This window comes from Streptomyces sp. NPDC058880, from assembly GCF_042742535.1.
In the GTDB taxonomy this organism is placed as follows: Bacteria; Actinomycetota; Actinomycetes; order Streptomycetales; family Streptomycetaceae; genus Streptomyces.
The window spans coordinates 1-10707 of record NZ_JBHYMC010000109.1; the positions used below are offsets into that span (position 1 = coordinate 1).

Genomic DNA, 10707 nt, shown 5'->3' on the forward strand with positions numbered 1-10707 from the left:
GGCCGGGTCCCCCTGCGGGGACCCGGCCGCTGTGCGGGTGCGGCGCAGTGGTGCTGCGGTGCTGCGGGCGGGGCGGGGTGCCTTAGAAGGCGGCCTCGTCGAGCTCCATGAGGGAGTTGTCGACGGCCTCGGCCAGCTGGCGCTGGACGGAGACGCCCGGGAGGACCTCGGCGGCGAAGAACTTCGCGGCGGCGATCTTGCCGGTGTAGAAGGGGACGTCCTTGGCGGAGGCCGTCGCGAGCTTCTCGGCGGCCACGGCGGCGCCCTTGAGCAGGAGGTATCCGACGACCACATCGCCGGAGGCCATCAGCAGGCGGGTGGTGTTCTGGCCGACCTTGTAGATGTTCTTGACGTCCTCGCCGGTGGCGGTGAGGTCGACGATCATCTGGCCGACGATGGCCTCCAGGTCCACGGCGGCCTTGGCGAGCGCGTCGCGGGCGCCGGCCAGCTCCTCGCCCCCGACGGCCTCGGCCAGGAACTTCTTGATCGTCTCGGAGAGGATGTTCAGCGAGGCGCCCTGGTCGCGGACGATCTTCCGGAAGAAGAAGTCCTGGCCCTGGATGGCCGTGGTGCCCTCGTACAGGGTGTCGATCTTGGCGTCGCGGATGTACTGCTCGATCGGGTACTCCTGCAGGTAGCCGGAGCCGCCGAAGGTCTGCAGGGACTGCGCGAGCTGCTCGTAGGACTTCTCCGAGCCGTAGCCCTTGACGATCGGCAGGAGCAGGTCGTTCAGGCCGACGAGGGAGGAGGCGTCCTCGCCCGCGGCCTGCTTGACCTGGATCTCGTCCTGGACGGTCGCGGTGTAGAGGACGAGGGCGCGCATGCCCTCGGCGTACGCCTTCTGCGTCATCAGCGAGCGGCGCACGTCGGGGTGGTGGGTGATGGTGACCTTGGGCGCGGTCTTGTCCATGAAGTTCGCCAGGTCCGGGCCCTGCACGCGCTCCTTGGCGTACTCCAGGGCGTTCAGGTAGCCCGTCGAGAGCGTCGCGATGGCCTTCGTGCCGACCATCATGCGGGCGAACTCGATGATCATGAACATCTGGCGGATGCCGTCGTGCTTGTCGCCGATCAGCCAGCCCTTGGCGGGGTGCTGGTCGCCGAAGGTCATCTCGCACGTGTTGGAGGCCTTGAGGCCCATCTTGTGCTCGACGTTCGTGGCGTACACGCCGTTGCGCTCGCCCAGCTCGCCGGTCTCCCAGTCGAAGTGGAACTTCGGGACGAGGAAGAGGGACAGGCCCTTGGTGCCGGGGCCGTGGCCCTCGGGGCGGGCGAGGACGTAGTGGAGGATGTTCTCCTCCATGTCGTGCTCACCGGAGGTGATGAAGCGCTTCACGCCCTCGATGTGCCAGGAGCCGTCCTCCTGCTGGATGGCCTTGGTGCGGCCGGCGCCCACGTCCGAACCGGCGTCCGGCTCGGTGAGGACCATGGTGGAGCCCCAGCGCTTCTCGACGGCGATCTGCGCGATCTTCTTCTGCGCCTCGTTGCCCTCCTCGTGGAGGACGCCGGCGAAGGCCGGGCCGGAGGAGTACATCCACACGGCCGGGTTCGAGCCGAGCAGGAGCTCCGCGTAGGCCCAGACGAGGGAGCGCGGGGAGACGGTGCCGCCGATCTCCTCCGGGATGCCCAGACGCCAGTACTCGGAGTCCATGAAGGCCTTGTAGCTCTTCTTGAAGGAGGCCGGGACCGGCGCCGTGTTGGTCTCCGGGTCGAAGACGGGCGGGTTGCGGTCGGCGTCCGCGAAGGACTCGGCCAGCTCGTTCTCGGCGAGGCGGGCTATCTCGGACAGGACGCTCTTGGCGGTCTCGGTGTCCATCTCCTCGAACGGACCGGTGCCGTAGTGCTGGTCGCGGCCGAGCACCTCGAAGAGGTTGAACTCGATGTCGCGGAGATTCGACTTGTAGTGCCCCATGGCGACGGCTCCGTTAAGGCTCGGGGAGACAGGTTCCTCGTACATACCAATCGGTAACAACATGATGCTACCCGTCGGTAATAACGGCAACCCTTCCGTGCCGACTGTGACCAGGGTCAAGCTCGCACCACACCGTCTTGGTGCCGCGCCCCTGTGTGACCCCCCATCGCGCGGCCAGGGCGTCGAGCAGGGCGAGCCCGCGCCCGGACTCCTCGTCCCCGGCAGCCTCCCGTCGTACGGGCCGGACCCCCGGCGCGGGATCGGTGAGCTCGACCCGCGTACGGGTTGCCCTTCCGCTGATCCGCAGGGTGACGGGCGTGCCCTCGCCGAGGTGGCGGACGACGTTGGCCAGCAGCTCGGTGACGCACAGCTGGGCGTCGCCGGACTCCGGGCCGAGGTGCTCCCGCACGGCGTGCCGCAGCACGGGGGCCGCCTGGGGCGTGGCGAGCAGCCGGATGATGAGTTCGTTCACCGCTTCGCCAGTGCGGAGGCGATCCGCTGCGCGGTGGTGGCGCTGCAGTTGCCGAGGGTGATCAGGGGTGGCGTGCCGTACCGCCCGGCGTAGGAGGGCAGGTGCAGGTCCAGCGAGGGCAGGGTGATCCCGTGCGCGGCGAGCGCGCCGCGCAGCGCGTCGAGGGCCGCGACGGCCTCGCGGTCGTGGGGGTGGTCGCTCATGACGAACCCTTCCGTGGCGGAGTGTGACGAAGCCCTCACAGGCTGGCGCCCTGCCGCGTACCTTGGGAAGGGTTTCCGGTTGCGCTGGACAAGTGGCAAATGGCGGTGGTGGGTTGTGCCGGCTCGCAAGGACCCGGACGCATCGGCGAACGTGCCGTCGTTCTACGGAGCGGAACTCCGCTACAAGCGGGAGGCCGCCGGGCTCACGCTCGACCAGCTGGCCGAGGGCAGCTTCAGGGGCGTGCCGTTCCTGAGCCAGATCGAGCGCGGGGAGCGTCGGATGCCGCCGGACCTGGCCCGGCACGTGGACGTGCGGCTGGGGACGGACGGCTTTTTCGAGCGCCGTTGTGAAGATGCACGGCGGGCGAAGCAGTCCGGACATGCGGAGTACTTCGCGGACGTCGCGGAGATGGAGCCGTTCGCCGAGACGATCGAGGACTGGGCGCCGATGATCATTCCTGGACTGTTGCAGACGGAGCCGTACGCCAGGGCGGTCGTGCGCACGTCGCTGCCATGGCTTCGGCCAGCTGTCGTGGAGACGCAGATCAAGGCGCGTATGGAGCGCGCGAAGCTCTGGGACCGCGAGGATCGCCCTGCCTTTTGGGCGATCTTGAACGGGTCGCTGATGCGTAACGCGCTGCTTTCGCCCGAGGAGATGGCGGATCAGCTGGAGCACATCGCGAACGTGGTCCGCTCTACGCAGAGCGTTTTGCAGCTCCTTCCGGAAACCGTGGCTGCCCACCCGATGATGATGGGCATGATCAGGCTCATGACGTTCCCGGATGCGCCGCCCGTGGTGTACACGGAAGGTCTCCACAGTGGCCAGCTCATCGATTTTCCGGCCCTCGTTAAGGACTACCGCAGGTCGTACGATCTGCTCAGGGCCGCCGCGCTGTCACCTGAGGCATCCCTGGCCAGGATCGATGCAGTTGCAGAGGACTTCCGAAATGGCAAGCATCAAAATTGACTTGACGTCGGCCCGCTGGCGCAAGAGCAGCTTCAGCAATGGCAGTGGCGGTGAGTGCGTCGAGGTGGCGGACGGCGCCAGCGGGGTGGTCCCCGTCCGGGACTCCAAGCGGCCCGACGGCGGGGTGGTCGTGGTCAGCGCCGCGGCCTGGGGGCCCTTCGTGGCCGCGCTGAAGGGCTGCTGACCGCACCCCGCAGGGGATCGGTGGCCGGTACCGGCCGGTACGGCTGCAGGCGCTCGGTAGGCTTCGGCCCATGTACGGCTACGACCAGAACCCGGGCGCCCAGCAGCAGGGCTACGCGCAGCAGCCTCCGCCGCAGCAGGGCTACGCGCAGCAGACGCCGCCGCTGTACCCGGAGCCGTCCCCGCCGTCACTCACGGACGCCGTACGTGCCTTCACCACCGGTCAGCTCGCCGCCGAGGACTTCCAGCAGATCTTCGCGACGTCGAAGGTCTACTGCCCGCGCGGTGAAACCCCGGGCTTCCTGGCGTTGCACAACACGCAGCACCCGGTCATCCCCATGTTCTCCACGCTGAAGGAGCTGCGCCGGTACGCCGGCAAGGAGTCCAAGTACTTCGTGATCACCGGCGCCGAGGTGATCGACCTGCTGCCGACCGGGTACGGCTTCGTCCTCGACATGGAGGGCGACCACCGGATGGTCTTCGACGCGAAGGCGGTCGAGCAGATGGTCGACTTCGCGATGCGCCGCATGTACGGCTAGACGCCCTGGCTGCGCCGACGGCCGGGAGCCGTCCGTCCGGCCGGCCGCCCGGTCCGCACCCGCACGTAGGCCCGCGTGGCCGCCACGGACGCCGAAGACTGCCGGTACCCGGCAGCGCCTCCGTACCCGCCGCCCTGCGAGGATCCGGCTGCGGGCGGGATCGGCGGAGGTGGGCGATGGCCGGATTGGGCAGCCGTACGGCAGCGGAGTGGCCGTGGCAGGGGCGCGTACTGTGCGTCGTCTGCGCCCTGGTGTCCTTCTTGACGGCGCCCCTCACCGGCGTACTGGCCACCGCCGCCCTGGGCTGGACGGGGACCCCCGGCCTGCTGACCGCCGTGAGCTGTCACGAGCGGGCCACGGGCAAGGGAGTGACCACGAGCTGCTACAGCACGTTCGTCCCGGACGACCGGCACGTGCTCCCCGAGGCGGTGAGCGTCGACTGGCCGCGCGGCACGGAGGGTGCGACGAAGCACGTACGGACGACCGTGCTGGGCGTCCACCAGAAGGAGGACGCGCTCGACGCGGTCCTGCTCCTGGCCGTGACCGCGAGTCTGGTCGCGCTGGGCACGGTCGCCCTGCGGACCCTGCGGCCCCCGCCGATCCGGGCTGGCTCCGGGCCGGCGGCGCGCCGCCGCCGCTGACTGCGGCGACGGAGCACCGCATAGTGCTGCGGGTCCCAGTCCTACGGCCGTCCGATGGTCCAGTCGCGGCCTTCGAGGCGGTCGAGGACCTTGGCGTAAACCGTGGTCGCCGCCGCGACGACGGTCGCTATGGAGGCCAGCGCGAGGATCCCCAGCAGCGCGGGCCACTCGCGCAGCGCGTCGCGGCACGAGCGGTCCTCGGACAGCGGGCCGACCAGCGGGCCCCGGCACTCGGGCCTGCTGCCGTACTCGGGGCCGTAGTCGGCGAGCATCAGGAAGAGGAACCATCCCCAGACGGCCATGGCCAGGAGCATCCAAACGATCGACCACCCCTCGATGCGTCCTGCCCGCCGCGGCTCCTCGGAGCGCGCCGGTGAGGCGGCCGCGGGATCGGGCGTTGGCCGGTCCGCTGCGTCGGTGGTCATGTCTCTCCTTCTGGCTGGCATTGAAAGGACGGAAGATCATCGCACCGCACGGGCGGGACCCGTGCCGAACCGTCGTCGGTGGGTCCTGCGGGGCCGGTCAGCCGCGCGGGAACTTCACGGCAGGGCAGCCGTGCTGCTTTCCGGCGGCGTCGACGAAGGCCTGGAAGACGTCCTGGGCGGCCTGGCCCGACCGATACGTGTCCTTGAGCGTCTTGGCGTAGACGTAGTCCCAGCGCACGCCGAAGTAAACGTCCTTGGTTCCGCACTTCAGGATGGCCCGACGCGACCCGTCAGCCACACCCGTGCCGTCAGGCAGCGCGGTGAACTCGCGGCCTGCCTTCAAACCCTCGCTGACGATGCCCGGGTCGAGGCTGGAAGCGAATGACAGCTGGGCTGCGGCCTCACCGGGCAGGTACAGGTTGCAGGCCCAGGAGCCTTTATGCGCTCCGCTGGTGCGTTGCTGTTCGAGCTGTGCGGCGTCCTTGGCCACGGCACTGTCGGGCAGCCGGAAGTCGGGGATTCGGCAAACCGAATCGGCTGTGATCGCCTCCGGGCCGGTCGGCCGCTGCACTTCCGGGATCTGCTCCGGTGCGTCGGTGGTGCATCCGGCAGTGGATGCGACCCTCCGCGCGGTGTCCGCAAGCATGCTCGCGAGCTTCTGGGGATCCACTGTTCCCTGTTTGAGTTCTGCCTGGACAAAGGGAACCTGGTCGGAATCCTCGGGTATGCCCCACACGACGGCCGCGACCTCCTTCCGGCACTGCTCGGGCAGCAGTACCCAGCCCCGGGTCCCGGAGACCGCCCCGGTGAATTCTCCCGACAGGAAGGACATGCTGGAGGCGTTCTTCCAGACGTGCGTATTGAACTGGAAATCCGATGTGTCCACGTCGGTGCTCACCACCATCTCCAGCTCCTCGGCCCCCGTGATCCCGCTGGTACGGCTCACTGTGCAGGAAAACCGTGTGTTCTCTCCGGAGCGTTTCTTCCCGTCGTCCGCGATACGGCCGCGCGTGTCGAGGACCGACTCGGCCTGCCCGCCGTCCACCTTCCCCGCGCACAGTTCAGCGGTGGCGAACACATTCGTGTCCCACCACAGGAACAGCCCGGCGAGGACTGACAGACCCGTGCAGCTCGCGACGGCGGCGATCGCCTTCTTGTTCTTCATGCCTTGATCCTGCTTCCGGGCTGGTTCTGTCTGCTTTAGACGCGTGCCTTGAGAGCATCGATGGTGTTGCTGCGACCGGCGTTGTAGCTCTGCTGAGCCTCACCCTTCGCCACGTTGGTCACACCTTCGGAAGCACCGCCGGGCTGCTGCGTGTGCCAGTTCTCGAAGAAGGTGTCGAGTGCGTCCTGGGCGGCGTCGTTCCGCGTAGCCCGGTCCTCCCTGGCCACCAATCCCTTCTCCGCTGTGACTGCGGAAAGCCATTCGTTGAGTCCGATATCGACCGTGCGCTGTGCCATATCGCCGATGACGGGGATCCCGGTGATCAGACCGCCTCCGACGTGGTAGCCGTAGAATCGCTTGTTGCTGGCATCTGAGACCTGAGCTTCGAGCTGCCCGATGCGGAGGTCTCCGCCCAGCGCGGTCATGCTGCCGTAGACCTCGCCGATCTTCTGCGCGCGAGGCGTGATCGCGTCGCCGTTGGGATACGTCTCGGACGCGAGCTGCTCTGCCATGTAGCCGAGTTGAGCCTGATACAGCATGTTGAAGTTCTTGGGCTCCTCGCCCTCGGGGACGTCGGAAACTCCTCGCATGAAACGCAGAACGCTGGTTCGGCTGTTCTGGATCTGCGACTCGTCCCCGTGCGCATATTCGTCGTTCTTTCCGACTCGGCCACCGGTACCGTCGCCCGCGAGGATGTCCCCGGTGTCCTGCGTGTAGGTGACCAACGCCCGTGCCAAGGGATCCCGCATGTTGGCGAACTCCTCCTTCTTGAGCAGCTCGTCCGCTTTGCCGGTGCGGTCCGACTTGCCCTCCTTGCCCTCCGCGTCGCCGTAGTCGAGCAGGTTGATCGTGTCGTGCATGATGCGGGCCTCGGCCTCGCTGTGGCGGCCGAGTTCCTCGCCCGGCGATCCCGGCGGGCGTCCGGTGGTGGCGGCTTCGAGGGCGAGGCCCAGGCCGGCCCGGACGTCCTTGTCGAAGGTGTCGGAGCCGGAGATCTCGATGTTGCCGCGCCAGTCGACGGTGTTGACGATGTTCCAGTCGCGCTCCGTCAGCAGGTGTTCCAGGCGGTTCTTGTCGCCGTCGGCGTTCGGGTCGAGGTATCCGGTCGCCGTCGCGGGGTCGCGGCTCATGATCCCCAGCGTTGCGTCGACCGGATCGTTCTTGAACCAGCCGTCCTTGCTGCCCTCGAACTTGCCGTGCAGGTCCCAGACGTCCTTGTCCTTCTTCTCGGCGTCGATCATCTGGTCCGTGAGGTCGCCGAGGAACTGGGGCGAGTAGCCGTCGCCCTGCTGCATGAGGGTGACCAGTCCCTGGTAGCCGCGGATCTCCTGGCCCTGGCCGCGTGTCATGGGGGCCTTGTCGGCCGCTACGTCCAGGTCGAACCTGTCGAGGCCCGCCTTCTTCAGGTCGGCCATGAAGTCGTTGTAGAACTTCGCGTCCGGGGTCTTCGACCACTTCTCGAACGCCTGCTGGTACTCCTTGGTGCCGTAGGCAGGGTTCTTCTGCCCTTCGACGAAGACCATCTGTGTGGCGTTGGCGAGGGTGTTGGCCAGTGACTTGTTGGTGTCGCCGTAGAGGCCCTTGCGGCCGGAATCACCCGAGTGCGCGACGTTGTTGAGCGTGTTGGCCAGCTTGATCGTGCCTTCGGCGCCCAGCACGCCCACGAAGTCCCGGCCGAACTCCGTGTGATGCTTGAAAGCCGGGTTGCTGTTGTCGCGCATGATGCGGTTGAACGCCTCGACCTCGGCGTTCGGTACGGGCGCGCCGCTGTTGAGCCGGGTGGCGACGTCCTTGACGTACTCCAGCTCGTATTCCTCGATGTCGCTCTTGGCGTCCGCGTTGAAGCCGTTCCGCGTGGCGTCCTTGCCCGTGATGGCGTCCTTGTTGCTGTCCTTCACGGCGCCCGCGAGGGCCAGCTTCACGCCGGCGTCGGCGTCCTCGAAGGCCTTGACGTACTTCTTGATCTGGTCGGCCCAGTCGTTGGCCGCCTTGTTCCACTCCCCGAGCAGCTTCTGGCCGTCGGGGTCGTGGACGTACGCGTAGCGTTCCTGGGCGGTCAGGTCGGGGCGGACGTTGCCCTCGTCGTCGACGGCCATCTTCGCCTTGCGGGCGTCCGCGACCACCGACTCCAGTCGCTGCTTCAGCTCCGTGAACTGCCCGTGCGCGTCCCGCAGCAGGTTTGCGACGGCCTTCGCCTGCGTCTGCGCGGCCCCGTACTCGTACTGCGTGCCCGCGAAGTTCGTGTAGGCGGCACCCTGGGCTATGCCCTGCCAGGTGGTGTTGCCCTGCGCCAGCCCCTGGGTGGCCGCCGCGTAGGCCGATTCCGCCTTCTTGAAGTCGCTCGCCATGTCGTCCCAGGCCTTCGCCGCGGCGGTGAGCTTGTCGTACTGGGTCGACATGACCTTCTTGTAGGTGAGTCCCATGGTCTACTGCTCCCCTCTCAGCGGTATGCCTCGACGCCCGGCTCGGGCGCGGGCTTCAGCAGCGGGCGGAAGCCGTTGTAGATCTCGTTGTCCTGACCCAGGAACATCCGCCGTGTGACGGCCAGGTTGTGGGACTCCGTGGCCAGGCGGCTCAGCAGGTTCTTGACCTGGTTGTCCCAGGTCGTCTCGACCGTCTTCAGGCCCGCCGCCGTGTCCCAGCCCGAGAAGGCGGTGATGGCGGAGGCCGTCTCCTCGTCGGCCTTCTTGGCGGCGGTCTCCGTCTGCGTCCTGACCTCGCCGCCGAGCTTTCCGGATGCGATCTTCTTCTTCGACTCGTCGCTGCCGAAGTCGGCCGAGCCGCCGCCTCCGCCTCCGCCGCCGCCGTCCGGTGCGGCGAGCTGGTTCAGGCGCATGGCGGGGTTCTGACGCTCCGTCGCCTCCGCGCGCAGTTGGGCCCATTCCTCGTCGAAACCCATCGTCTCCCCCGTGGTGTCTTCGAGATCGTCGTGTCGCCGTGGACGTCAGTTCTATCAAGGTGTGCGGGTGTGAAGGGCGAGGCATCGGGTGCCGGAAGTGGATCGTGATCTTCAGGCCACCCTGTGTCGGTTGCGTGTCACGGACCGTGTGTCGCCGGGGCGGGTTGCCGCTCCGGGAATGGAGGACGGGGGGTCCGCGTTCTGACCGGTGGCAGAAAGTTCGAGTTTCAACTAAACTCGGATCAGAAGGAGGTCCTGACCATGCCCGCAGTGACTGTTGAGAACCCGTTGACGCTTCCGCGCGTGGCCCAGCCCCAGGCCGCCGTCCCGCGCAAGGTGCTGGCCGTCGTCACCGCACCGAGTGGGTTCGAGGGTGAGGGATTCCCGGTGCGCCGCGCGTTCGCCGGGATCAACTACCAGTACCTGGACCCGTTCATCATGATGGACCAGATGGGCGAGGTGGAGTACGCGCCGGGCGAGCCGAAGGGCACCCCGTGGCATCCGCACCGCGGCTTCGAGACCGTCACGTACCTGATCGACGGCACCTTCGTCCACCAGGACAGCAACGGCGGCGGCGGAGTCATCAACGGCGGCGACACCCAGTGGATGACCGCCGGTTCGGGCCTGCTGCACATCGAGGCCCCGCCGGAGTCGCTCGTCGTCAGCGGCGGGCTCTTCCACGGCCTCCAGCTGTGGGTGAACCTGCCGGCCTCGGACAAGATGATGCCCCCGCGCTACCAGGACATCGGCGGCGGCAAGGTCACCCTGCTGTCCACCCCGGACGGCGGCTCCCTGCTCCGGGTGATCGCCGGTGAGCTGGACGGCCACGAGGGCCCGGGGATCACCCACACGCCCATCACGATGATCCACGCGACCGTCGCGCCGGGTGGGCAGATCACCCTGCCGTGGCGCGAGGACTTCAACGCCCTGGCGTACGTGATGGCCGGCCGCGGGTCGGTCGGCGAGGACCGCAGGCCCGTCCACACCGGGCAGACGGCGGTCTTCGGCGAGGGCGGATCGCTCACGGTGCGGGCGGACGAGTCGCAGGACTCCCACGCACCCGACCTGGAGATCGTCCTCCTCGGCGGGCGTCCGATCCGGGAGCCGATGGCGCACTACGGGCCGTTCGTCATGAACAGCAGGCACGAGCTCCAGCAGGCCTTCGACGACTTCCAGGCGGGCCGGCTGGGCCGCATCCCCACCACCGCCCGCACCGGTCTCGGCCACCTCGGGGCGGGACGGGCGGAGGAGGACTGACGGCGTGAGGCCGTGACACGACTGCGGGCCGCGCCCCGGGAAGGGGG

Annotated in this window: 12 protein-coding genes; 5 read left to right on the forward strand and 7 right to left on the reverse strand. The window is 68.2% G+C overall.

Going from position 1 to position 10707, the window contains the following annotated elements:
- Positions 1-82 precede the first annotated feature (82 nt).
- From ACFW2G_RS32265 to ACFW2G_RS32275, 3 genes are all read right to left on the reverse strand, one after another.
- Positions 83-1909, reverse strand: coding sequence for an acyl-CoA dehydrogenase (locus tag ACFW2G_RS32265; RefSeq protein ID WP_384448259.1), 1827 nt, complete (start codon positions 1907-1909; stop codon positions 83-85).
- 67 nt (positions 1910-1976) lie between these two features.
- Entirely contained in the window at positions 1977-2381 is a 405-nt protein-coding gene (locus ACFW2G_RS32270) for an ATP-binding protein (protein ID WP_384583067.1), read from the reverse strand.
- Positions 2378-2584: a hypothetical protein gene (locus tag ACFW2G_RS32275; RefSeq protein ID WP_384583070.1), complete on the reverse strand. Its 207-nt coding sequence runs from the start codon at positions 2582-2584 to the stop codon at positions 2378-2380. Before ACFW2G_RS32275 ends, ACFW2G_RS32270 begins: the two co-directional genes overlap by 4 nt.
- A gap of 115 nt (positions 2585-2699) precedes the next feature.
- Between ACFW2G_RS32275 and ACFW2G_RS32280 the strand changes: the two genes are divergently transcribed.
- The 4 genes from ACFW2G_RS32280 to ACFW2G_RS32295 all read left to right on the forward strand — a co-directional run bounded on the left by ACFW2G_RS32280 (position 2700) and on the right by ACFW2G_RS32295 (position 4914).
- Positions 2700-3551 carry a helix-turn-helix domain-containing protein gene (locus ACFW2G_RS32280; RefSeq protein ID WP_384583161.1) on the forward strand — a complete coding sequence of 284 codons (852 nt, stop codon included), beginning with the start codon at positions 2700-2702 and terminating at the stop codon, positions 3549-3551.
- The gene (locus tag ACFW2G_RS32285) at positions 3532-3735 is read left to right on the forward strand and encodes a DUF397 domain-containing protein (RefSeq protein ID WP_384583073.1); all 204 of its coding nucleotides are present in this window, start codon (positions 3532-3534) and stop codon (positions 3733-3735) included. The genes ACFW2G_RS32280 and ACFW2G_RS32285 overlap by 20 nt, the downstream gene beginning before the upstream one ends.
- A gap of 70 nt (positions 3736-3805) precedes the next feature.
- Positions 3806-4273: an SseB family protein gene (locus tag ACFW2G_RS32290; RefSeq protein ID WP_037920618.1), complete on the forward strand. Its 468-nt coding sequence runs from the start codon at positions 3806-3808 to the stop codon at positions 4271-4273.
- 176 nt (positions 4274-4449) lie between these two features.
- Positions 4450-4914 (forward strand): hypothetical protein, encoded by a 465-nt coding sequence (locus ACFW2G_RS32295; protein ID WP_384583076.1) that lies wholly within the window; start codon positions 4450-4452, stop codon positions 4912-4914.
- A 41-nt stretch (positions 4915-4955) separates the two neighbouring features.
- Here ACFW2G_RS32295 and ACFW2G_RS32300 read toward each other — a convergent pair whose 3' ends face one another.
- From ACFW2G_RS32300 to ACFW2G_RS32315, 4 genes are all read right to left on the reverse strand, one after another.
- A complete protein-coding gene (locus tag ACFW2G_RS32300) occupies positions 4956-5339 on the reverse strand; it encodes a hypothetical protein (RefSeq protein WP_384448210.1) in 384 nt (127 codons plus the stop codon).
- A 97-nt stretch (positions 5340-5436) separates the two neighbouring features.
- Entirely contained in the window at positions 5437-6504 is a 1068-nt protein-coding gene (locus ACFW2G_RS32305; RefSeq protein ID WP_384448213.1) for a hypothetical protein, read from the reverse strand.
- Positions 6505-6539: 35 nt separating this feature from the next.
- The gene (locus tag ACFW2G_RS32310; protein WP_384583079.1) at positions 6540-8927 is read right to left on the reverse strand and encodes a hypothetical protein; all 2388 of its coding nucleotides are present in this window, start codon (positions 8925-8927) and stop codon (positions 6540-6542) included.
- Between the two features lie 17 nt (positions 8928-8944).
- Positions 8945-9403 (reverse strand): hypothetical protein, encoded by a 459-nt coding sequence (locus ACFW2G_RS32315; RefSeq protein WP_384448219.1) that lies wholly within the window; start codon positions 9401-9403, stop codon positions 8945-8947.
- A gap of 261 nt (positions 9404-9664) precedes the next feature.
- Between ACFW2G_RS32315 and ACFW2G_RS32320 the strand changes: the two genes are divergently transcribed.
- Positions 9665-10660 carry a pirin family protein gene (locus ACFW2G_RS32320; RefSeq protein ID WP_384583082.1) on the forward strand — a complete coding sequence of 332 codons (996 nt, stop codon included), beginning with the start codon at positions 9665-9667 and terminating at the stop codon, positions 10658-10660.
- The last annotated feature ends 47 nt before the right edge of the window (positions 10661-10707 follow it).

Excerpts from the sequence above, each read along its gene's own strand:
- ACFW2G_RS32265 (WP_384448259.1), bottom strand. The coding sequence starts at position 1,909 with ATGGGGCACTACAAGTCGAATCTCCGCGACATCGAGTTCAACCTCTTC.
- ACFW2G_RS32275 (WP_384583070.1), bottom strand. The coding sequence starts at position 2,584 with ATGAGCGACCACCCCCACGACCGCGAGGCCGTCGCGGCCCTCGACGCG.
- ACFW2G_RS32285 (WP_384583073.1), top strand. The coding sequence starts at position 3,532 with ATGGCAAGCATCAAAATTGACTTGACGTCGGCCCGCTGGCGCAAGAGC.
- ACFW2G_RS32290 (WP_037920618.1), top strand. The coding sequence starts at position 3,806 with ATGTACGGCTACGACCAGAACCCGGGCGCCCAGCAGCAGGGCTACGCG.
- ACFW2G_RS32295 (WP_384583076.1), top strand. The coding sequence starts at position 4,450 with ATGGCCGGATTGGGCAGCCGTACGGCAGCGGAGTGGCCGTGGCAGGGG.
- ACFW2G_RS32300 (WP_384448210.1), bottom strand. The coding sequence starts at position 5,339 with ATGACCACCGACGCAGCGGACCGGCCAACGCCCGATCCCGCGGCCGCC.
- ACFW2G_RS32305 (WP_384448213.1), bottom strand. The coding sequence starts at position 6,504 with ATGAAGAACAAGAAGGCGATCGCCGCCGTCGCGAGCTGCACGGGTCTG.
- ACFW2G_RS32310 (WP_384583079.1), bottom strand. The coding sequence starts at position 8,927 with ATGGGACTCACCTACAAGAAGGTCATGTCGACCCAGTACGACAAGCTC.
- ACFW2G_RS32315 (WP_384448219.1), bottom strand. The coding sequence starts at position 9,403 with ATGGGTTTCGACGAGGAATGGGCCCAACTGCGCGCGGAGGCGACGGAG.
- ACFW2G_RS32320 (WP_384583082.1), top strand. The coding sequence starts at position 9,665 with ATGCCCGCAGTGACTGTTGAGAACCCGTTGACGCTTCCGCGCGTGGCC.